Annotated in this window: 16 protein-coding genes and 1 tRNA gene; 7 read left to right on the top strand and 10 right to left on the bottom strand. The window is 68.7% G+C overall.

Annotated elements, in window-relative coordinates:
* Positions 1–121 precede the first annotated feature (121 nt).
* The 3 genes from AC3WSN_RS30115 to AC3WSN_RS30105 all read right to left on the bottom strand — a co-directional run bounded on the left by AC3WSN_RS30115 (position 122) and on the right by AC3WSN_RS30105 (position 1,980).
* Positions 122–1,402, bottom strand: a complete 1,281-nt coding sequence (locus AC3WSN_RS30115) for an O-acetylhomoserine aminocarboxypropyltransferase (RefSeq protein ID WP_492542958.1) — start codon at positions 1,400–1,402, stop codon at positions 122–124.
* Between the two features lie 90 nt (positions 1,403–1,492).
* Positions 1,493–1,708 carry a hypothetical protein gene (locus tag AC3WSN_RS30110; RefSeq protein WP_492542956.1) on the bottom strand — a complete coding sequence of 72 codons (216 nt, stop codon included), beginning with the start codon at positions 1,706–1,708 and terminating at the stop codon, positions 1,493–1,495.
* Between the two features lie 29 nt (positions 1,709–1,737).
* The gene (locus AC3WSN_RS30105) at positions 1,738–1,980 is read right to left on the bottom strand and encodes a hypothetical protein (protein WP_192706823.1); all 243 of its coding nucleotides are present in this window, start codon (positions 1,978–1,980) and stop codon (positions 1,738–1,740) included.
* A gap of 186 nt (positions 1,981–2,166) precedes the next feature.
* Between AC3WSN_RS30105 and AC3WSN_RS30100 the strand changes: the two genes are divergently transcribed.
* The 3 genes from AC3WSN_RS30100 (at position 2,167) to AC3WSN_RS30090 (ending at position 6,400) form a co-directional block, all read left to right on the top strand.
* On the top strand, positions 2,167–2,367 hold the full coding sequence (locus tag AC3WSN_RS30100) for a hypothetical protein (protein WP_492542954.1): 201 nt from the start codon (positions 2,167–2,169) through the stop codon (positions 2,365–2,367).
* Positions 2,368–2,903: 536 nt separating this feature from the next.
* Positions 2,904–4,727 carry an ATP-binding protein gene (locus tag AC3WSN_RS30095; protein WP_492542953.1) on the top strand — a complete coding sequence of 608 codons (1,824 nt, stop codon included), beginning with the start codon at positions 2,904–2,906 and terminating at the stop codon, positions 4,725–4,727.
* A 2-nt stretch (positions 4,728–4,729) separates the two neighbouring features.
* Positions 4,730–6,400 carry a putative bifunctional diguanylate cyclase/phosphodiesterase gene (locus AC3WSN_RS30090; RefSeq protein ID WP_492542951.1) on the top strand — a complete coding sequence of 557 codons (1,671 nt, stop codon included), beginning with the start codon at positions 4,730–4,732 and terminating at the stop codon, positions 6,398–6,400.
* A 173-nt stretch (positions 6,401–6,573) separates the two neighbouring features.
* Here the strand turns inward: AC3WSN_RS30090 and AC3WSN_RS30085 are convergent.
* The 3 genes from AC3WSN_RS30085 to AC3WSN_RS30075 form a co-directional block, all read right to left on the bottom strand.
* Positions 6,574–6,648: transfer RNA gene (locus AC3WSN_RS30085), tRNA-Gly, on the bottom strand.
* A 107-nt stretch (positions 6,649–6,755) separates the two neighbouring features.
* Complete coding sequence (locus AC3WSN_RS30080) at positions 6,756–7,220, bottom strand: NUDIX domain-containing protein (RefSeq protein WP_192706819.1); 465 nt, start codon at positions 7,218–7,220, stop codon at positions 6,756–6,758.
* 6 nt (positions 7,221–7,226) lie between these two features.
* Positions 7,227–7,922: a fumarylacetoacetate hydrolase family protein gene (locus tag AC3WSN_RS30075; RefSeq protein ID WP_492542949.1), complete on the bottom strand. Its 696-nt coding sequence runs from the start codon at positions 7,920–7,922 to the stop codon at positions 7,227–7,229.
* Positions 7,923–8,059: 137 nt separating this feature from the next.
* Between AC3WSN_RS30075 and AC3WSN_RS30070 the strand changes: the two genes are divergently transcribed.
* The 3 genes from AC3WSN_RS30070 to AC3WSN_RS30060 all read left to right on the top strand — a co-directional run bounded on the left by AC3WSN_RS30070 (position 8,060) and on the right by AC3WSN_RS30060 (position 11,850).
* Entirely contained in the window at positions 8,060–9,520 is a 1,461-nt protein-coding gene (locus AC3WSN_RS30070; RefSeq protein WP_492542946.1) for an FAD-binding oxidoreductase, read from the top strand.
* Positions 9,521–9,775: 255 nt separating this feature from the next.
* Complete coding sequence (locus AC3WSN_RS30065; RefSeq protein WP_192706816.1) at positions 9,776–10,069, top strand: DUF2218 domain-containing protein; 294 nt, start codon at positions 9,776–9,778, stop codon at positions 10,067–10,069.
* 188 nt (positions 10,070–10,257) lie between these two features.
* Positions 10,258–11,850: an ABC transporter substrate-binding protein gene (locus tag AC3WSN_RS30060; protein ID WP_492542944.1), complete on the top strand. Its 1,593-nt coding sequence runs from the start codon at positions 10,258–10,260 to the stop codon at positions 11,848–11,850.
* A gap of 15 nt (positions 11,851–11,865) precedes the next feature.
* Here AC3WSN_RS30060 and putA read toward each other — a convergent pair whose 3' ends face one another.
* On the bottom strand, positions 11,866–15,540 hold the full coding sequence (gene putA, locus AC3WSN_RS30055; protein WP_492542943.1) for a trifunctional transcriptional regulator/proline dehydrogenase/L-glutamate gamma-semialdehyde dehydrogenase: 3,675 nt from the start codon (positions 15,538–15,540) through the stop codon (positions 11,866–11,868).
* A gap of 206 nt (positions 15,541–15,746) precedes the next feature.
* Here putA and AC3WSN_RS30050 point away from each other — a divergent pair, with 206 nt between their 5' ends.
* A complete protein-coding gene (locus AC3WSN_RS30050) occupies positions 15,747–16,793 on the top strand; it encodes a saccharopine dehydrogenase family protein (RefSeq protein WP_492542941.1) in 1,047 nt (348 codons plus the stop codon).
* Positions 16,794–17,006: 213 nt separating this feature from the next.
* On the opposite strand, the gene AC3WSN_RS30045 is transcribed toward AC3WSN_RS30050, so the two are convergent.
* The 3 genes from AC3WSN_RS30045 to AC3WSN_RS30035 form a co-directional block, all read right to left on the bottom strand.
* A complete protein-coding gene (locus AC3WSN_RS30045) occupies positions 17,007–18,530 on the bottom strand; it encodes a UxaA family hydrolase (RefSeq protein ID WP_492542939.1) in 1,524 nt (507 codons plus the stop codon).
* Between the two features lie 35 nt (positions 18,531–18,565).
* Entirely contained in the window at positions 18,566–19,876 is a 1,311-nt protein-coding gene (locus AC3WSN_RS30040) for an MFS transporter (RefSeq protein WP_492542937.1), read from the bottom strand.
* A 109-nt stretch (positions 19,877–19,985) separates the two neighbouring features.
* Entirely contained in the window at positions 19,986–21,056 is a 1,071-nt protein-coding gene (locus AC3WSN_RS30035) for a malate/lactate/ureidoglycolate dehydrogenase (RefSeq protein WP_492542935.1), read from the bottom strand.
* Positions 21,057–21,058 lie beyond the last annotated feature (2 nt).

Raw genomic sequence — 21,058 nt, 5'->3', positions numbered from 1 at the left:
CGGCGGACGGTCAATCCTTCTCCGCCGTCCTTGCGAGCGGAGCGAAGCCATCCAGGCAGCACCGCGATCAGATCGCGCGTTGCTCCGGGTCGCTTCGCTGTGCGCGCGATGACGCGCGGGATCAGCCGCCGAGTGCCGCGTCCAGATCCTCGATCAGGTCTGCCGGATCCTCCAAGCCGATCGACAGCCGGACCACGTCCGGACCCGCACCGGCGGCAGTTTTCTGCGCGTCGGTCAGCTGGCGGTGCGTGGTGGAGGCCGGGTGGATGATCAGCGAGCGCGTGTCGCCGATATTCGCGAGGTGCGAGAACAGCTGCAGGTTCGAGACGAGCTTGACGCCGGCCTCGTAGCCGCCCTTCAGCCCGAAGGTGAACACCGCCCCCGCCCCATTTGGCGTATAGCGCCGGGCGAGCTGGTGATAGCGGTCGCTCTCCAGCCCGGGATAGCTGACCCACGAGACCGCCGGATGCGTCGACAGATGCTTGGCCACCGTCAGCGCGTTGTCGGAATGGCGCTGCATGCGCAGCGGCAGCGTCTCGATGCCGTTGAGGATCAGGAAGGCGTTGAACGGCGACAGGGCCGGCCCGAGATCGCGCAGTCCTAGGACCCGGCAGGCGATAGCGAAGCCGAAATTGCCAAAGGTCTCGGCCAGCACCATGCCGGAATATTCCGGCCGTGGCTGGCTCATCATCGGGTAGCGCGCATCGCCCGCCCACTGGAACGAGCCGCCGTCGACGATCAGGCCGCCGATCGAGTTGCCGTGGCCCCCGAGGAACTTCGTCGCCGAATGCACGATGATGTCGGCACCGTGCTCGAACGGGCGAATCAGGTACGGCGTCGCCATGGTGTTGTCGACGACGAGAGGAATGTTGTGCTTCTTGGCGATCTGCGACAGCGCCGCGATGTCGGTGATGACGCCGCCGGGATTGGCGATCGACTCGCAGAAGATCGCCTTCGTGCGTGGCGTGATCGCCGCCTCGAAGGAGGCCGGATCATCGTTCTCGGCCCAGGCCACCGACCAGCCGAAGTTCTTGTACGAGTGATTGAACTGGTTGATCGAGCCGCCGTAGAGCTTGTTCGAGGCGACGAACTCGTCGCCCGGCTGCATCAGTGCGTGCATCGTCAGGAACTCGGCGGCGTGGCCGGATGCCACCGCCAGAGCAGCCGTTCCGCCTTCGAGCGCGGCGATGCGTTCCTCCAGCACGGCGTTCGTCGGATTGGTGATCCGCGTGTAGATGTTGCCGAAGGCCTGGAGCCCGAACAGCGAGGCTGCGTGATCGACGTCGTCGAACACGAAGCTGGTGGTCTGGTAGATCGGCGTCGCGCGCGCGCCCGTAGCTGCATCAGGGGCGGCGCCCGCATGGATCGCCAGCGTGTTGAAGCCGGGCAGGCGGTCGGTCATCGTCGAGTCTCCTCGGATCACCCAAGCCTGTACGCCCGCGCGGGAGCGTGGCGCAAGGTCGAGCCGTGCGCCACGCCCGGGCCGAGACCGCTAAGGGTCAGGCGCGTATCCGATGTCGACGTGGGGCTGTCCGGCATCGACCAAGGCGCGGTCCACGGCCTCGATGGCCAAAAGCGTCCGCGTGAGATCCTCGGCCATCGAGATCGGCGCCACGTCGAGGCCGCTGAGCCGCCGCGCGATGGCGTTCCGCTGCCGCGCCAGCGCCGCGCGGGCCCGGTTCAAGTCCTCGATCTCCTCGGGCGTCATCTGCACTCCTCCACCGGATCGGTCCCCGCTCAGCCGCCCGGCGCCCAGTCGATGTTCGGTCGCTGGGCCAGCATCCGCTCGAAATAATTGGCCACCGCCTGGGCACCATCGGTGTGCATCATGGCGACGGGATGCGCGAGGTAGGCGCGCGCGAGATCCAGGGGAATCTGGCCGGATTGGAGCGCGCTCAAGACCTCGTCGATGAAGGCATCGTTGGCCTCATTGAAGTCGTTCGACAGCTTGTTCCGGTCGTTCAGGGCCTTGATCGGCATTCCGCGTCCTTGTCGCTCGGTGGTGGTATCGAACCCGATCGTTCCCGTCCCGCCCGAACCGGACGGGACCGCCGAAGGTTCCGGCGATGGACGCGGGACCCGATACCGTGTGTGCAACGCCGCATCTCAGTAACCGTCCGAACAGCGCGATTGGAGCGGAAGTCCGATCCTGGACGTTAACCCGGCATGTCGATCGAATCTGCCCGCACCCACTCCGTCGAGATCGTCCCCTGCGTGGACGATCCGCGGTGTTACCGCTGGATCATCCGCGCCCGCAGCGGCGCGGTCGTCGAGCACTCGCCCTACGCGTTCGTGACATCGAACGGCGCGCGCATCTCCGGTGAGTGCTGGATGCGCGAGCATTTCGACGAGGGATGCGGCGGCTAGCCTCTCTCCTGATCCCGTTTCGACTTGGTGGACGGCGACGAGGCAAAAAGACGTGACCTCCCGCATTCCCGCCCGGGAGTAGGCTCCTCTTCGCAGAAATTCCGGCGCGGCAAAGCGCAACGCTTCATCCTGCCAGACGAACGCACGTGATCGCAGTCGCCGCTGCACCGTCTTTTCGAAAGCCCGAAGCGAGACGCAATATGGCGTCCGGTCAGCGCTCATTGTCCCTCCCTGCATGTCGTGAGCCGGGACGGGAGGAGCGGCATCTGGGACCGGGCCTCGGTCGAGCGCACGCACGATGCCTTAGCATCGTTTGAAAGCATCGTGACCGCATGCACGTGGCGCCAGCGCGTGTCGCAACGATTGCGCACCTCGCTATGCAACTGTTGATACAGGCCAGGATCTAAGCCGCATTACTCGATGATCTGAGTAGGCAATGATTAATCATCTCACCGCCTGAACTCTATCATAGTTGGATCTTTAATACCGCTCGTGCAGTCTCGGCGCACGTCCGAGAAGCGGCCGAGGAGTGAGCGATGCTGAGCGCCGACAGGATGGACCGGGATGGGGCGCCCATGGCTCGAACCGGCTCCGTCACCTCCATCGACGGATCCAAGGTTCATCTCGCCCTCGCCGGCCAGCATGGCCGTCCGGACGTACGTGTGACCGTCGGCAATTTCGTCCGGATCCACGCCGGGAACGCCCTGCTCATCGGCATCATCACGACCCTGTCGTCGGGCAGCGACCACGGGCGCCAGCCCGGCGCCTATGCCAGTCTCGACCTCCTCGGCGAAATCGTGATCGAGGAGGGCGCGCAGCGCTTCCGTCGGGGTGTCACCGCCTATCCTGCCATCGGCGACTCGGTCGATCTGCTGCCCCCCGCGGAGCTGCGCGTGGTCTACCAGGCTACGGCCTCCGACACGGCTTCTGTCGGCGCGCTGTATCAGGACCCGGATATCCCGGCCTGCATCAAAATCGAGGACCTGCTCACGAAGCATTTTGCGGTGCTGGGCACGACCGGGGTCGGCAAGTCGAGCGGCGTCGCGGTCATCCTCGATCAGGTGATGCGCGCGCGGCCGAGCGTGCGCATCTTCCTTCTGGACGTCCACAACGAGTACGCCGCCTGCTTTGGCGACCGTGCCAGCGTCATCAATCCGCGCAACCTCAAGCTTCCGTTCTGGCTGTTCAACCTGGAAGAGATTGCCGACGTGATCTACGGCGGCCGTTCGCCGGTCGACGAAGAGATCGAGATCCTCGCGGAGGTGATCCCGCTCGCGAAGAGCAAGTACGCCCAGTACAAGGAGGCGAGCGATCGACAGATCGTCAAGCGCTCGATCGGCAAGGGCGCCGGCTATACGATCGACACGCCCGTCCCCTACATGTTGCAGGACCTGATCGCGCTGATCGACGAGCGGATGGGGCGTCTGGAGAACCGCGTCTCGCGGATGCATTACCACCGCCTGATGACCCGGATCGAGGCGCTCCGGAACGACCCGCGCTATGCCTTCATGTTCGAGAACGCCAATGTCGGCGGCGACATGATGGGCGAGATCCTGGCGCATCTGTTCCGGCTCGATCCGGACGGGCGCCCGATGACGATCATGCAGCTGGCGGGCCTGCCGATGGAAGTGGTCGACGCCGTCGTCTGCGTCCTCTGCCGCCTCGCCTTCGAGTTCGGGATCTGGAGCGAGGGCGCGATCCCGCTCCTGTTCGTGTGCGAGGAGGCGCACCGCTACGCCTCGGCCGACCGCTCGGTCGGTTTCACTCCGACGCGCCGCGCCCTGTCGCGGATCGCCCGTGAGGGCCGCAAGCACGGCATCTATCTCGGTCTCGTGACTCAGCGCCCCGCCGAGCTCGATCCGACGATCATGTCCCAGTGCAGCACGCTGTTCGCCATGCGGATGACCAACGACCGAGACCAGGCCTTCCTGGCGGCGGCCGTCTCGGACGCGGTCAATCTGCTCACCTTCGTCCCCTCTCTGGGCACCGGCGAAGTCATCGCTTTCGGCGAGGGTGTGCCGATGCCGGCGCGGATGACCTTCTATCCCCTCCCGCCCGAGCGGCAGCCGCGCAACGATATGAGCGGGCGCGCGCCCGAGGATGGCGCGTCAATCGCCGGCGCGGCCTTCGTGGGCGCCGTCGTGGAGCGCTGGCGCGGCGCGACCATGAGTAAGGTGACCGGGCTTGAGGCGGACCAGTCAGCGCTTTCGCGGCTCGGCCGCGAGGCGGGCGGCGATGGCGGACACGGCGCGGCTCTCGATCAGGTCCATCGCCGCCTTCTCCGGCGGCCCCTCGATGGAAGCGACGCCGCCGCGGAGGCCGGCTTGCGGTCCGCCAAGACGCTCTGGCAGCAGGGCTGAGCGTGAGCCAATCCCTGCCCAGCGACCGGCAGAGCCTGCTGGAAGCCGCGATTCAGACGCTTCCGGTCGGCGTGGTGGTTCACGACGCCCACGGCCTGTGCGTGTTGGCCAACGCGGCCGCGCGCGCCCTTGGTCCGAAAGCACTTCACGACCTGCCGGAGGCGGCCTGCAATCAGCCCGAAGGCGCTGTGATCGAGGAGATCGGCGAGCGCGTGGTCGAGGCGCGGGCTATGCCGCTGCACGCCGAGCTGGATACCTTCACGCTCACCACCCTCGCCGACGTCACGCAGCATCACCGGATCCAGCGCGAGCTGATCGCCCGGGCGTTCATCGATGCCCTGACAGGCCTGCCGAACCGCACGATGTTCGAGCAGAGTATCGAGGAACTCCTCGCGGAGGTGGGACCAGCGGATCGCTTCGCCCTGGCCTTCATCGATCTCGATAACTTCAAGCATATCAACGACTATTACAGCCACGACGCGGGCGACGCGCTGCTGCGCAAGGTTGCCGACCGGGTTCGCGGCGCGTTGCGTCCGAGCGACTTGCTGGCGCGGATCGGCGGCGACGAATTCGTGCTGCTGCTCAACCCGATCTCCGATCCGAGCAGCACCCTGGCGACGGTGCAGGGCATCTCCGAACGCCTGAAGCAGCCGTTCTTCATCGACGGTCACGAGATCTTCGCGTCGGCGTCCATCGGGCTAAGCCTGTTCCCGGAGCACGGCACCACCTACGAGGTGCTGCGACGCCAGGCCGACAACGCCATGTACCGGGTGAAGGGTGGTGTGAAGGGCGGCGTCAGCGTCTTCGAGGAGACGATGAGCCACGCCGCCACCGCGCGCATGGCAGTCGAGCAGCGACTCAGGCTGGCGATCCGCGACCGCTGCTTCTGCTGCGCCTTCCAGCCGAAGGTCGACATGCGCACCCACGCGGTGCTCGGCGTCGAGGTGCTCCTGCGCTGGCGCGACGAACTGGGCATGATTCAGGCCCCCGGCGACTTCATCGAGCTCGCCATCGAACTCGGCCTGATCAACGAGATCACGCTTCAGGTCCTGACCGAGACCGTGCGGGCGATGCCCGACATCGACGAGATTTTCGGGCCCGACGTGTCGGTGAGCCTCAACATTGCCGCCAAGCAGGCTTGCGACGTCCCGTTCATGGCGGCCTTCTGCGACGCCCTCGGCGAGACCGGCCTGGCACGACGCTTCGTGCTCGAACTCACCGAGGAGGCCTTCTTCACGAAGGGCCGCTTCCAGCGCGATGTCCTGCCGCGGATCCGGGCCATCGGCGCGCGGGTCTCCATCGACGATTTCGGCGTCGGCTACTCGTCGCTCGCGGCGCTCGCGGAGATCACCGCGGACGAATTGAAGATCGACCGCTCGTTCATCACCGACATCGACAAGCGGCCGCGCAGTCAGATCGTTCTGAAGGCGATCGAGTCACTCGGGCTGGCACTGGGCATGTCGGTGGTGGCCGAGGGTGTCGAGACCTTCGAGGAGGTCGCCTACCTGCTTGGGGCGACCCAGATCCGTTGCGCGCAGGGCTTCTACTACGCCAAGCCGATGCTGATCGATCAGATCCGCCTGACGGAAGAGCGTGCGGCCGGGCCGCGGGCTACGATTGCGCACAGCCGGAACTCGGATTTCCGGTCTCCGAACCTCCTGAGGCGGGCCTAGACGGCCGCCGAGAAGCTGGGACGCTTGGGGCGCCGATCTGGCGCTCCTCTTCAGGTCGACGAGCCCACTTGGTCCATGCGGCTCGTCCAAGGAAAGGCTGCCACGGGCAGCCAGAAACGACAAAGGCCGCAGAGAGCTGCGGCCTTGGAAATCGTTCGTCTGGTTGGGAAAACTGGAGCGGGCGAAGGGATTCGAACCCTCGACCCCAACCTTGGCAAGGTTGTGCTCTACCCCTGAGCTACACCCGCTCACTGTACCGTGCCGCCCGGACTTTCGTGCCGGCGGCCCCCGGCGGCGCTCTCTAAACACCATTCCGCCGGGCGACGCAAGCGCCACTTTTGCGAACCGTGACGATTCACCAATTCGGGTCCGGCGGAAGCCCGTCGCGGATCTCCCGCAGGCGGGCGCGGGTCCCGCGGGTGGTGCCCTCGGGCAGGGCGTCGACCGGAAAGAAATCGCAGGCCGCGATCTCCCGGTCTGGCGCTTTGGGGCGCAGCATCGTGAAGGCCGGCAGGACGAACAGGGCGACGTGATCGCGCGGCGCGGCCACCACGTTCCGGTAGAGCCCGTGCAGGCGCGGCTGCCCCTCGGGGACGATCTCCGCCTCCTCGCGGAACTCACGCACCATCGCGTCGAGCGCGGTCTCGCCGCGCTCGACGCCGCCGCCCGGCAGATGCCAGCCGCTGACGTAGGTGTGGCGCACCAGCGCCACGCGGCCTTGCGGGTCGATGGCGATCCCGCGCACGCCGAGGGTCATGCCGCGGGAGGCAAGCGCACCGAGATGGAACAGGTGCCGCAGCAGGCGCCGGTCGAGGAGCATGCCGGGTCAGACGACGTCGAGGGTGATGTCCCCGAGGCCTTCGACAGCACCGACCATGCGCTGACCGCGCTCGACGGGGCCGACGCCGGACGGCGTCCCGGTGAAGATCAGGTCGCCCGGCTGCAGATCGAAGTATCCCGACAAGTAGGCGACCTGCTCGGCCACCGACCAGATCATGTCGGCGAGGTCGCCCTTCTGGCGCGTCTCGCCATCCACCGTAAGGGTGATCGCGCCGCGCGCCAGATGCCCGATCAGCGAGACCGGATGGAGCGCGCCGATCGGCCCCGAGCCGTCCGCGGCCTTACCGGTATCCCAAGGCCGGGACATCTTCTTGGCCTCGTCCTGGAGATCGCGCCGGGTCATGTCGAGGCCGACCGCGTAGCCGTAGACATGATCGAGGGCGCTCTCGACCGGGATGTCGCTGCCGCCGCCTGCGAGCGCGGCCACCATCTCGATCTCGAAATGGTAGTTGCGCGTCTTTGGCGGATAGATGTGCTTGGCGGGTTCGGACCCGACGATCTGAAGCGCGTCGGCGGGTTTCATGAAAAAGAACGGCGGCTCGCGATCCGGATCGGCCCCCATTTCGCGGGCATGGGCCGCGTAGTTGCGCCCGACGCAGTAGACGCGGCGGACCGGGAAGAGATCGCTGCTGCCGACGATGGGGAGCGCGACGCGGGGCGGGTTCTGGATAACGGAGAGCATCACTGCCTCTGCGGTGGATCGTCCGGATGGCCGGGCGCTGAGCCGCCCGAGACCTAGGAAATCGTTGTAAGGTGCGCATCGCCGCGCGCCATAGCGGCGCTTGCCAAGACGGCGCCCTGGCCTACAAAATTTTACCAATGACTCCGAACGCGGTCTCCCCAGGCACCTCCCAAGACACCCTGCTCACGGCGCTGCGTGACGCGCTCGGCGCGCGGCATGTCCTGACCGACCCGGAGGATCTGGCGCCCTATCTGGTCGAAACGCGGCGATTGTTCACCGGCTCGGCCCTGGCAGTGCTGCGGCCGGCAAGCACCGAGGAAGTCGCCTTCGCGGTCCGCGCCTGCACGCAGGCGGGCATCGCCGTGGTCCCGCTCGGCGGCAATACCGGGCTCACCGGCGGCGGCGTGCCCTCAGGCGGCGTGGTGCTCTCCCTTGAGCGGATGACCCGCTTGCGCGCGGTCGATCCGGTGGACGCCACGATCACAGTCGAGGCCGGGATGATCCTGCAGGATGTGCAGGACGCGGCGGATGCGGCCGGCATGCTCTTCCCGCTCTCCTACGCGTCCCGCGGCTCGGCGCGGATCGGCGGCGGCATCAGCACCAATGCGGGTGGGATCGCGGTCCTGGCCTACGGCAATGCCCGGGACCTCGTCCTCGGGCTGGAGGTGGTCCTGGCCGACGGGCTGGTCTGGAACGGGCTCAAGGCCCTGCGCAAGGACAATGCCGGCTACGATCTCAAGCAGCTGTTCATCGGCTCCGAAGGCACGCTGGGCATCGTGACGGCGGCGGTCCTCAAGCTGTTTCCGAAACCGCGCTCGACCAGCGTCGCCTTCGTCGGCCTAAATTCGGCGCAGGCCGCCCTGGATCTGTTCGTGTTCCTGAGGGGCCGGATGGACCGCGACCTCACGGCCTTCGAATACCTGCCGCCCTTCGCCCTGGAGGTCGTCCTGCGGCACGTTCCGGGCGCCGTACGCCCGCTCGACGGCGCCCACGGCGCCTACACGCTGATCGAGGCGGCCTCGGCGCGTCCGGATGCCGACACCCGTGCCGAGCTGGAATCGGCACTGGGCCAAGCGCTCGAGGACGGGCTGATCGCCGATGCCACGATCGGCGCGAGCGGCGCCCAGAACGACGCCCTGTGGCGTCTGCGCGAGGGTGTGCCGGAGGCGCAGACCCGTGAGGGCGCCTCGATCAAGCACGACATCTCAGTGCCGCTGTCGCGTCTGCCCGCGTTCCTCGACCGGGCAAGCGCCGCCTGCGTCGCCGCGATGCCGGGTCTGAGGCCCTGCGGCTTTGGCCATTTCGGCGACGGCAACATCCACTTCAATCTGACGCAGCCGGCCGACATGAAGCCGGCCGCGTTCCTAACCGAATGGGGCCGGTTCAACCGGATCGTCCACGACATCGTGCACGAACTGGGCGGCTCGATTGCGGCCGAGCACGGCGTCGGCCTGATCAAGCGCGACGAATTGGAGCATTACGGCGATCCGGTCGGGCTCGACCTGATGCGGCGGCTCAAGGCCGCCCTCGATCCGCAGGCCCTGCTCAATCCAGGCAAGGTCGTCGCCGCGCCCGAACGCGACCCTCCCGCCGGCTAAGAAATTTGTGCGGCGCGCCATAATTCGGCGCGCAGACGGGTGCAGGAGTGCCACGCGTCGTCGCGTTCCGCCGCGGACGCGCGGGGTGTTAAGCGGCTGCTAACGCTTCGGACTGACCTTTATCACAGACGGCGGGGACATGTCTGTCACATCAGGCATGGCATTTGCTCTCGGTACTACCTATCTCGCAGATGCGAGATCAATCGACGACCCGTCAACGACAGACAGCTTGCCATTCTTCTGGAGACCGACGGAATGCCCACCTCACAGGCCCGCGTGCAGACCACGGAAGCGAGCCGTTACCTGCAGCAGCTCTGCCGGCACTGGAGCCACAAGTTCAAGGTCGAGGCGACCCCGGAGCACGGCACCGTGCCGTTCGGCGAGGACCGTGTGTGCACGTTCGACGCCGAGCCGGACGCTCTGGTGATGCGCATCGACAGCGCCGACCCAGTCAACCTCACCCGGCTGGAGAACGTGGTCTCCGACCACCTCGCCCGCTTCGCCTTCCGCGAGAGCCTCGGCGATATCCGCTGGTCCCGCGCCGCCTGACGACGTTCACGCGGCCGGTCTGATCGGCTGATCTGCCTGCGCCCGGTGCCAGGCCGGGCGACTGAACCCGTTCGGCTTCCAGCCGGGCGGGTTTTCTCGTTCTCGGGCGCCGGGATGCCGAGCCGCTGGCGTAGCATTTGCGAACGCCGGGCCGCGCGCCCCTTCGCCGGCGCATCGGGGACCCATCGATGAAGCGACGCACGCTGCTGCGAGGCGCCGGCGCCCTGGTTGCCGGGACGCTCGCCCGGCCGGCTCTGGTCCGGGCAGCCTCCGCGACGACGCTGAAATTCGTGCCTTACGCCGATCTTGCGCTGCTCGATCCGATCATCACCACCAACTACGTCACCCGCACCCACGCGCTGATGGTGTTCGACACCCTCTACAGCCTGGATGCCGGGTATCGCGCACAGCCCCAGATGGTCGCCGGTCATCAGGTGTCGGATGACGGTCTGACCTGGCAGCTCACCCTGCGCGACGGCCTCCGCTTCCATGACGGCACGCCGGTGCTCGCCCGCGACGTGGTCGCGAGCCTCAAGCGCTGGGCGTTGCGCGACGCCTATGGTGGGGCGCTGTTCGCGACGGTGGACGCGCTGACGGCACCGTCCGACACGGTTGTGACGTTCCGCCTGAAGCGGCCGTTCCCGCTCCTGCCGGACGCGCTTGCGAAACCGACCTCCTACCTCCCCGCCATCATGCCGGAGCGGCTGAGCACGATTCCGGCAACCCAGGCTGTCTCGGAGATCGTCGGCAGCGGACCGTATCGCTACGTCCCGGACGAGCGGGTGCCCGGCTCGCTCAACGTCTATCGGCGGTTCGAATCCTACCGCCCCCGCGAGGGCGGCACACCGAGCTTCACGGCGGGGCCGCGGATCGCACATTTCGACCGCGTCGAGTGGCGCACGATTCCCGACGGCGCCACCGCGGCCGGCGCCCTGCGCTCCGGCGAGATCGACTGGTGGGAGCAGCCGCTGGTCGACCTTGTGCCCGACCTGCTGCGACAGCCGGCGGTGCGCGTCGATCTCGTGGAGACGGCCGGGCTGATCGGACAGATCCGGCTCAATCACACGCTGCCGCCGTTCGACAACCCGGCGATCTGCCGGGCCCTGCTGTCGGCCGTCGACCAGGCCGAGATGATGGACGCGGTCGCCGGCAGCGATGCCGCGATCCGGCGCGGTCCGGCGGGCGTGTTCACGCCCGGCGGCCCGATGGCGTCCGAAGTCGGCCTGGAGTCGCTCACCGGCCCGCGCGACCTGACGGCGGCGAAGCGGGCGCTCGCGGATGCGGGATACAAGGGCGAGCGAATTGTCCTGCTCGCCGGCACGGACGTGCCGCGGATCAACGCGATCTGCGAGGTGATGGCCGATCTCTGTCGCAAGCTCGGGATGAACGTCGATCTCGTCGCGACCGACTGGGGCACGGTGAACCAGCGCATCCTGAGCCCGAAGCCCCTCGACCAGGGCGGCTGGTCGATGTTCGGGATCTTCTCCGGCGGCCTGGACCATCTGTCGCCGGCCTATCACTTGGTCATCCGCGGCAACGGTCGAGCCGGCGTTCCGAGCTGGCAGACCGACACCGCGTTGGAGGAGCTGCGCAGCGCCTGGTTCGCTGCGCCCGACCTCGCATCCCAGAAGGCGGTGGCGGCGCGGATCCAGGCGCGCGTGCTGGAGATCGGCGCCTACATTCCGTGCGGCCAGTACTTCCAGCCCACCGCCTACCGACGAGACCTCGAGGGCATGCTCACCGGCCTGCCGCTGTTCTGGAATCTGCGCCGCTCGGCCTGACCACCGACGCGGTCATCAGCCGACGCTCATCAGGCTGGCATTGCCCCCCGCCGCGGCCGTGTTGACCGCGGTGGAGACCTCGTCGACGAGCCCGATCGCGGTGTAGAGGTCGCCCCCTGCCAGCGCCTCCGGGGTCCGGGCCTGGACCGGCAGGATCGCCCCGGCGCGCGCCGCGACGGTCCGGTTCAGACCCCGAAGGCCGTCGGCATCGCCCTCGAACAGGATAGCCGCGACGTCGCCAGCTGCCTCCAGAGCCGGAGCGTCGGCAACGCGTGCCGCGCAGGCCTGCGGCAGACCGCGAAGGGCGGCCCGGATCGGCTCCGGCGCGATGACGACGGCGCGATTCCCGCACGCCAGGATCGCGCCGACCTGAAGGAAGAGACCTGGCTCCGTCGCGGCGATGGCCGCGACACGCCCGCGTGCTCGGAGGCCGTAGAGGTTCCGCTCGCCGACCGGCCCCGGGAGGTCAATCTGCGCGGCGGCCGGGTATCGAGCGGATGAGAGGGCCTCCGCCAACCGACCGTGTCCCTTCGATCGCAGCCACGCTGCGTAGGGACATAGGAGCGTATCGCCGGTTCCGAGCCCGTCCAATGAAGCGGCCGGCGGCCTCCGGACCAGTCGGCCGAGATAGAGCGGGCCGCCTGCCTTCGGACCCGTCCCCGACAGCCCGGATCCGCCGAAGGGCTGCACGCCCACCACCGCGCCGATGATGTTGCGGTTCACGTAACGGTTTCCGGCCCGGACACGGTCCAGCACATGCGCGATCGTCTCGCCGATGCGGCTGTGCAGGCCGAAGGTGAGGCCGTAGCCAGTGGCATCGATCGTATCGAGGAGCCGGTCGAGATCCGTGCGGCGGTAGCGCAGCACGTGCAGCACCGGCCCGAAGACCTCGCGCTCGACATCCGCGACGCGGCTGATCTCGATCAGGGTCGGCGGCACGAAGGTTCCGTTTGCCGCCTGCGTCGGACACGCGAATTGCTCAACGGCAAAGCCGCGGTCGCGCATCGTCGCCACGTGGGCGGTGATCGTGTGCGCGGCCTCGGCGGTGATGACCGGGCCGACATCGACGGAGAGCTGGCGCGGGTCCCCGAGCGCGAGTTCACGCAAGGCGCCCCGAAGCATGTGCAGCGTGCGATCTGCGATCTCTTCCTGGAGGCACAGGATCCGCAGCGCGGAGCAGCGCTGGCCCGCGGAATCGAACGCGGACGCGATCACGTCCGCCACTACCTGCTCGGCCAGCGCCGAGGAATCGACCACCATCGCGTTCTGACCGCCGGTCTCGGCGATCAGCGGCACCGGCTCACCATGGCGGCTCAGGCGCTCGGCGAGGATGCGCTGGATGCCCTTGGCCACTGCCGTCGAGCCCGTAAACATCACCGCTTCGATGCGCCTGTCGCCAACGAGGGCGGCACCCACGGCGCCGTCGCCGGGCACAAGCTGGAGCGCGTCTTCCGGGACGCCAGCCTCATGCAGCACCCTAACCGCTTCGGCGGCGGTCAGGGGCGTCTCCTCGGCCGGCTTCGCGAGGACCGGATTGCCCGCCACCAGGGCGGCGGCGACCTGCCCGACGAAGATCGCCAGCGGGAAGTTCCACGGCGCGATGCAGGTCACCGGCCCGAGGGAAACCTGCGCGCCGTCGAAGGTGCGCTGTGCTTCGGCCGCATAGTAGCGCAGGAAGTCCACGGCCTCGCGGATCTCCGCCACAGCGTTGGCATAGGATTTCCCGGCCTCGCGCACGATCAGCCCGATCAGCACCGGCATTCGCGCCTCGAGCATGTCGGCGGCGCGGCGCAGGCACGCCGTGCGGGTGCCGAGCGGGGTCGAGGCCCAGGCTTCGGCGGCGCGTTCGGCGCGTGCAAGCGCTGCCTCGATGTCCGGCGGCGCGGCCGGACACCAGGCCCCGACACGGTCCCGACGATCGGCGGGATTGCACACCGGTCTGTCCGCCGAGGCCGGATCCGCACCGGTCGGGACCGCGTGCCACGGCATCCGGCCGCTCGCCACCAGGGCCTCGGACAACCGGACCAGCTCGGCCTCGTCTGTGAGATCGAGGCCCGCCGCGTTGGTCCGGGCCGGGCCGTAGAGGGCGCCTGGGCGCCCGATGTCGTCGTGCGGGGCGCCGGGCCGCGGCATGGCTTCCACCGTCGCGACCGGATCGGCGATCAACGTCGCGATCGGCACCGACTCGTCGGCAACCCGGTTCACGAACGACGTATTGGCGCCGTTCTCCAGAAGCCGCCGGACCAGGTAGGCGAGCAGCGTCTCGTGCGTGCCGACCGGGGCGTAGATCCGGCACGGCCGCCGCAGGTCGGTTCCGGCGACGACGGCTTCGTAAAGCGGCTCGCCCATCCCGTGCAGGCATTGGAATTCGTACTGCCCGAGCCGGAACGCCGGGCCCGCCATCTCGACGATGCTGGCCAGGGTCTGAGCGTTGTGAGTCGCGAATTGCGGGAAGACGGCGTCGGACGCGGCGAGAAGCCTGCGTGCGCTGGCGAGATACGATAGGTCGGTGTGGACCTTACGGGTGAAGACCGGGAAGTCGGCCAGCCCATCCACCTGCGCGCGCTTGATCTCGCTGTCCCAGTAGGCACCCTTCACGAGGCGCACCATCAGACGGCGCCGGCTGCGCCGGGCTAGGTCGATCAGCACGTCGATGACGAACTGGCAGCGCTTGCCGTAGGCCTGAACGACGAAACCGAGCCCGTCCCAGCCGGCAAGCGCCAGATCCAGCGCGAGGGCTTCGAGGATGTCCAGGGACAGATCGAGGCGGTCGGCCTCCTCGGCGTCGATGTTGAGGCCGATGTCGTAGCCCTTCGCCAGAACGGCGAGCGCCTGCACGCGGGGGACCAGCTCCGTGAGGACACGGCCGCGCTGCGCCCGCACGTAGCGGGGATGGAGTGCCGAGAGCTTGATCGAGATCCCCGGCCCGCGGAGCACGCCCCGCCCGGCGGACGCCTCGCCGATGGCCCGGATCGCCCCCTCGTAGGAACGGGTGTAGCGCTCCGCATCGGCGGCGGTGAGCGCGGCTTCGCCGAGCATGTCGTACGAGTAGGTGAAGCCCTTCGCTTCCATGCGGGCGGCGTTGCGCAGGGCTTCCGCGATGGTCCGTCCGGTCACGAACTGCTCGCCCATCATCCGCATGGCGAGATCGACCCCCGTGCGGATGACCGGCTCGCCGCCGCGGGCGATCAGCCGGGTCAGCGCGGCGGAGAGGCCGGCCTCGTCGCGCGTGGCAGCCAGGCGGCCGGTGACCAGCAGGCCCCAAGTCGCCGCATTGACGAACGGCGACGGGCTGTGACCGAGATGGGCGCGCCAGTCGCCGCCCGCGATCTTGTCGCGGATCAGCGCATCGCGGGTCACCGCGTCGGGGATGCGCAGGAGCGCCTCGGCGAGGCACATCAGCGCCACGCCTTCCTGGCTCGACAGCGCGTATTCGTGGATCAGGCCCTCGACCCCGCCGCGGCGGGTCTGCCGACGCAGGGCCTCGACCAAGTGCCGGGCCTGATCGGCCACGCGCCGGGCGGCATCGGGCGAGAAGCGCGCCTGATCGAGGAGCGGCGCGACGCAATCCGGTTCGGGCCGGCGGCAGGCCGCGACGACGGCCGCCCGGAGCGGAGACAATTCGGGCAGCGCCGCCGCGAAGGCGTCGAACGGCCCGGCAATACCGTCGATCGCATGGGATGCGTGCATAGATCATCCCCCCGGGTGCGGCTGGCAATTCCTCTCGCCGGCCCGGGTGCAGGCTACGCCGTCTGCTGCTGCGATTTAAGCGCCACTCACCGCTCGAGGGTGCGTCGTGCGATCACGGGGCGGCGTCCGGGGCATCGCGCAGCACCGGCGACGCTCACGCGGCCCGCGCGTTTTGACACCGGCGAAAGCGGTGGCAGAAGCCCGACATGACCGCGATCCTGATCTACGGCGCCAATGGCTATACCGGGCAGCTCCTGGCCGAGCACGCCGTCGCCCAAGGTCTGCGCCCGATCCTGGCGGGTCGCGATCCGGACAAGCTGCAGCCGCTGGCCGCGCGCTTGGGGCTGGAAACGCGCGCCGCGCGCCTCGACGATCCCCCGCGCCTGCGCGCCATTCTGGCAGGGGTCGCGACGGTGATCCACGCGGCCGGTCCGTTCTCCATGACGGCGCGGCCCATGGCCGAAGCCTGTCTCGCCGCGGGCGCGCATTACCTCGATATCACCGGTGAGATCGAGGTTCTGGAAGCCCTCGCGGCGCGGGATGCGGACGCGATGACGGCTGGGATCGTCCTGCTTCCGGCTGCCGGCTTCGACGTGGTCCCGAGTGACTGCCTCGCGGCTCATGTGGCGCGCCGCCTGCCAGGCGCGACGCAGCTCCGGATCTCGATCGGCGGCTTCGGCGGGTTCAGCCGCGGCACCGCCCGCACCATGGCCGCGGGCATCGCCTGGGGAACGCGGGTGCGCCGGGACGGCCGCATCGTGGAATTGCCGAGCCCGCCCCGCAGCAGCGCCGATTTCGGCCGGGGCCCGCGGCGCACCGTCGGGCTCGGCTGGGGCGACGTGTCGAGCGCATGGTATTCCACCGGCGTCCCCAACATCGACGTGTATTTCGAGGCGTTCCCGGCCATGGCGGCGGCGGCCGGGCTGCCTGCCGGCCTTAGGAAGATCATCGCCGGACGCACCGCGCAGCGTCTGATCAACCGCGGCATCGACCGGCTGCCGGCAGGGCCATCGGCCTCGGCGCGGGCTTCGGCCCGCAGCACCTTTCTGGCGGAGGCCTGGAATGCGGCCGGCCACCGGACGGCGAGCCGCATGGAGACGCCCGAGGGCTACACCCTGACGGCTTGGACGGCACTGGAGGTCGCCCGGCGCCTGGCCTCCGGCGCGGTGGCGGCGGGCTTCCACACGCCGGTCACCGCCTTCGGCCCGGACTTCATTCTGGGCTTTCCGAACGTGGCTCGGACGGATCTCTGACGATCATCTTCCGTCGTCATCCCGGGGCCGTGGAGCGGAGCCCGGGATCCAGACACACCGAGGTGTCAGGCATTGGCACTGACCGCGGTTCTGGATTCCGGGCCCGCCTTCGGCGTCCCGGAATGACGGGGCGGATTACCGGAGGTGAACCAGAATACCTCCGGGGGCGAGGGTCTCGACGTATCCCGGCGGACGCAATCGACACCCACCGGATCACACCGTCGCGCCGATCTGCCAGGGCGCGAACTCCGACGATCCAAAGTCGAACTGCTCGCTTTTCGTCCGCTCGCCGCCGGCGACCTGCAGGATCAGCTCGAAGATCCGCTGCCCGGCCTGCTCCACGGTCTCCTCCCCGTCGAGGATCGTGCCGCAATTGACGTCCATGTCCTCCTCGAGCCGCCGGAACATGGCCGAGTTCGTGGCGATCTTGATCGACGGCGCCGGCTTGCAGCCGAAGACGCTGCCGCGGCCGGTGGTGAAGCATACGAGATTCGCCCCGCCCGCCACCTGCCCCGTCGCCGAGACCGGGTCGTAGCCGGGCGTGTCCATGAACACGAAGCCCTTGGCGGTGACCGGATCTGCGTAGCGCAGCACCTCGACCAGGTTGGTGCTCCCAGCCTTCGCCATGGCGCCGAGCGACTTCTCCAGGATCGTGGTCAGGCCGCCGGCCTTGTTGCCGGGCGACGGATTGGCGTCGATCTCCGAGCCCTCCTTGCGGGTGTATTCCTCCCACCAGCGCATCAGGTCGACGAGCTTTTGGCCGACCTCAGGGCTCACCGCGCGGCGGGTGAACAGGTGCTCCGCCCCGTAGGTCTCGGTGGTCTCCGACAGGATCACCGTGCCGCCATTCTGCACCATGAGGTCGCTGGCGATGCCGAGCGCCGGGTTCGCCGAGACGCCCGAGTAGCCGTCCGAGCCGCCGCATTGCAGGGCGACGATCAGCTCGCTTGCCGGCACCGGCTCTCGATGGACCACGTTCGCCTCAGCCAGGATGCCCTTCACGAAGTCGATGCCGGCCTCGACGGTCTTCCGGGTCCCGCCGAGGCTCTGGATGTTCATGCTGCGGATCCGGTCGCCGAGGCCCTGCTCCTCCAGGAAGGCGCCGATCTGGTTCACCTCGCAGCCGAGCCCGATCATCACGATGTGCGAGAAGTTGACATGCCGCGCGTAGCCCGCGAGCGTCCGGCGCAGGAGCCGGAGCGGCTCGCCCATGGCCATGCCGCAGCCGGTCTTGTGGGTCAGTGCCACGACGCCGTCGACGTTCGGATACGCGGCCAGCGGATCGAGCCCGAGGATCGGGTGGCGCCGGAAGGCGTCGGCAATCAGATCGGCGACGTGGGCGCTGCAATTCACCGACGTTAGGATGCCGACATAGTTGCGCGTCGCCACACGGCCGTCGGGGCGGCGGATGCCCTGGAAGGTGGCCGGCGGGGTGACCAGACGCGTCGGCCTGGCATCGACGCCGAACGCGTAGTCGCGGGCGAACTCGCCCATCCCGAGATTGTGGACGTGGACGTGCCGGCCGGCCGCGATGTCGTCCTTGGCGAAGCCGATGATCTGGCCGTACTTGGTCACCGCCTCGCCGCTCCGGTGCGGACGCACCGCGACCTTGTGGCCGGCCGGGATCCGCTCGGCGGCCGTGACGCCGTCCGCGACCGGCGTGCCCGGTTCGATGGCACCGCGGGCAACGACGACGCCGTCGTCGGGGCGGAGGATGATGACGGGATAGGCGGACATCGGTCTCTCCTGACAATCCGTCGTTGCGGCTTCGCTCACCGGGCCGCTTCGGGCCGGAAGGCCGGGGCGCGGGCGTCCCGGACCGGCAGCGGCGCGATCTCGCCGACGACAAAGAGGTAGATGAAGGCGCCCAGCAGGCAGAAGCCGCCGGCCACCATCAGCGGGATCGCGAACGAACCCTGGGTCACGGTCAGCATGAACCCCGTGAAGGTGGTCGTCACGATCCCGGCGACGTTCGAGGCGAAATTCTGGATGCCGCCGATCGACGCGACGTGGGCGGGTGTCGGCGCGACATCCCCGGGCAGAGCCCAGATCGACGCGGCCGTGAAGGCGAGGCTGCCATAGGCCACGGCGAAGCAGAGCAGCGCCACGTAGATGTTCGGCGCGATGATCGACAGGGTGATCACCGACGACATCAGCATGCCGCCGACCAGGCAGGTCTTGCGCGCCGCCGTGAGGCTCCAGCCCCTGCGGTAGAGCGCGTCCGACGCGAAGCCGCCGAGCCAGCCAGCCGGGATCGAGGCGAGCGCCGGGAGGCTGCCCAGCGTGCCGAGCTCCGCGAGCGAGAAGCCGCGCGCCTTGACCAGGTAGGTCGGAAACCACGTGATGAAGAAGTAGATCACGAAGTTCAGACAAAAAAATCCGGCCATCATCCCCCAGACCGTGCGGTAGCGGAACAGGGACAGCCACGGCACCTGGTTCTGGGCATCGGCGGCATCGACCGCTTTCGGCCGCTCCTGCGCGGCCCGCAGCGCCGCGAGTTCCTCAGGTGTCACCGCCGGATGGTTCTCGGGCTCGCGGTAGAGCCACATCCAGAAGACCGCCCAGACGAAGCCGAGCAGGCCGGTGATGATGAAGGATTCGCGCCAGCCGAGCGTCGCGATCACCCACGAGACCAGTGGGATCGCGAGCGCCGATCCGACCCGGGAGCCGCTGTCGAAGATGCTGCTGGCGAAGCTCCGCTCCGAGCGCGGGAACCACGAGGCCGCGACCTTGGCGAAGGATGGATAGGCCCCGGCCTCGCCGACACCCAGCAGCATGCGCAGTCCGAGCAGGGACAGGAAGCCCCGGCCGACCGCGGTCAGCGCCGTGCAGGCCGACCACCAGACCACCGCGACCATCAGAGACAGTCGCGCCCCGACCCGGTCGGCGACGTAGCCGAAGGGCAGCTGCATCACCGCGTAGGTCCAGAAGAAGCCCGATAGGATCAGGCCCATGTCGGTGGCGCTGAGGCCCAGCTCCTTCGACATGGTCGGCGCGGCCACCGCGAGGTTGGCGCGGTCGATGTAGTTGATGGCGTTGGCGGCCATGCAGAGGCCGATCATGAGCCAGCGCAGTCTGGACATCCTGTTCCTCCCGAGTCGCGGGGATGGCGTCCCCGGGCAGTGCGGCGCCCCGTTATCCGAGGGTCTTCCGCAGGCGCATCTCGTCGAGTCCGGGGTGCGCGGCTCCGGTTCAATCGCGATAAGCGTTGCCGTCCAGCCCGTGCGGACATCCGGCGGCGAGCAGGGTCTCCCAGACGGGTTCGGGCAGCGGGACGCCGTCGGCGAGGCGTTCGGTTCGCATCCGCCGCTCCGGCTCGCCGGGCAGCAGCACCTCCGCGCCGGGCATCGGCTTGGCGCTCTTGAAGAAGTCGAGGTAGGTCCGCGCCTCCGCGGCGAGGGCGTTCTCGGTCCCGAAGGCCTCGGGCATTACGTAGATCGACAGCATGCCATTGCAGATCCGCCGCTTGCCCGGCCCGGCGGCGCCGGACCCGGTGAACGCGCCGGCGAGAAGCTCGCAGATCAGCGCGAGACCCGAACCCTTATGCTCGCCGAAGGCCCGGATTGCCCCCGCGCCGCGCTGGTTGTCGCGCTCGACGCCCTCGAGCGGTCCGAAGAGCGTGGCCGGATCGGCGCTGAGGCTTCCGTCCGGCTCGATGAGCGCGCCCTCCGGCAGCGGCTTGCCGCCCCGGGACGCGACCAGCACCTTGCCCTCAGCCACGGCCGAGGTGGCGAAGTCGAGGATGATCGGATCCGCGCCCGGAACCGGGAAGCCAGCGGAGAACGGCGCCGTGGAGAACCGGCGTTCCACCGAGCCGAACGGTGCGACCAGCAGGCTCCCCGCCACGTTGACGAAATGGATCGAGATCAGACCGGCCGCAGCGGCGCGCTCCGCCCACTCGCCAATGCGCCCGAGATGGCCGGCATGGCGGAGCGCGACAATCGCAACGCCCGTCTCCTTGGCCTTGGCGATGCCGAGATCGGTGGCGAACGGCCCCGCCGTCTGCCCGAAGCCGTATTGCGCATCGAGGAGCGCGAAGGACGGGGCGTCGGTGATGATCTCGGGCGTTCGGCCGGCCTCGACCTCGCCCGACCGCAGCCATTCCACGTAGCGGGTGACGCGGACGACACCATGGGAGTCATGGCCGGTGAGGTTGGCGGCCACGAGGAAGCGGCCGATCCGCTCGGCCTCCGCCTCCGCGCAGCCCTCGCGCACGAAGATGTCTCGCACATAGGCAGACAGCCTGTCGGCCGAAATCCGCATCC

The organism is Methylobacterium sp. FW102-HT35C08, from assembly GCF_058790235.1.
The sequence above is the reverse complement of the archived record's forward strand: the minus strand, read 5'-3'. Positions and strand labels throughout refer to the sequence as shown.

Coding starts and splice junctions, on each gene's coding strand:
- AC3WSN_RS30115 (WP_492542958.1), bottom strand. CDS start 1,402: ATGACCGACCGCCTGCCCGGCTTCAACACGCTGGCGATCCATGCGGGC.
- AC3WSN_RS30110 (WP_492542956.1), bottom strand. CDS start 1,708: ATGACGCCCGAGGAGATCGAGGACTTGAACCGGGCCCGCGCGGCGCTG.
- AC3WSN_RS30105 (WP_192706823.1), bottom strand. CDS start 1,980: ATGCCGATCAAGGCCCTGAACGACCGGAACAAGCTGTCGAACGACTTC.
- AC3WSN_RS30100 (WP_492542954.1), top strand. CDS start 2,167: ATGTCGATCGAATCTGCCCGCACCCACTCCGTCGAGATCGTCCCCTGC.
- AC3WSN_RS30095 (WP_492542953.1), top strand. CDS start 2,904: ATGCTGAGCGCCGACAGGATGGACCGGGATGGGGCGCCCATGGCTCGA.
- AC3WSN_RS30080 (WP_192706819.1), bottom strand. CDS start 7,220: ATGCTCCTCGACCGGCGCCTGCTGCGGCACCTGTTCCATCTCGGTGCG.
- AC3WSN_RS30075 (WP_492542949.1), bottom strand. CDS start 7,922: ATGCTCTCCGTTATCCAGAACCCGCCCCGCGTCGCGCTCCCCATCGTC.
- AC3WSN_RS30070 (WP_492542946.1), top strand. CDS start 8,060: ATGACTCCGAACGCGGTCTCCCCAGGCACCTCCCAAGACACCCTGCTC.
- AC3WSN_RS30065 (WP_192706816.1), top strand. CDS start 9,776: ATGCCCACCTCACAGGCCCGCGTGCAGACCACGGAAGCGAGCCGTTAC.
- AC3WSN_RS30060 (WP_492542944.1), top strand. CDS start 10,258: ATGAAGCGACGCACGCTGCTGCGAGGCGCCGGCGCCCTGGTTGCCGGG.
- putA (WP_492542943.1), bottom strand. CDS start 15,540: ATGCACGCATCCCATGCGATCGACGGTATTGCCGGGCCGTTCGACGCC.
- AC3WSN_RS30050 (WP_492542941.1), top strand. CDS start 15,747: ATGACCGCGATCCTGATCTACGGCGCCAATGGCTATACCGGGCAGCTC.
- AC3WSN_RS30045 (WP_492542939.1), bottom strand. CDS start 18,530: ATGTCCGCCTATCCCGTCATCATCCTCCGCCCCGACGACGGCGTCGTC.
- AC3WSN_RS30040 (WP_492542937.1), bottom strand. CDS start 19,876: ATGTCCAGACTGCGCTGGCTCATGATCGGCCTCTGCATGGCCGCCAAC.
- AC3WSN_RS30035 (WP_492542935.1), bottom strand. CDS start 21,056: ATGCGGATTTCGGCCGACAGGCTGTCTGCCTATGTGCGAGACATCTTC.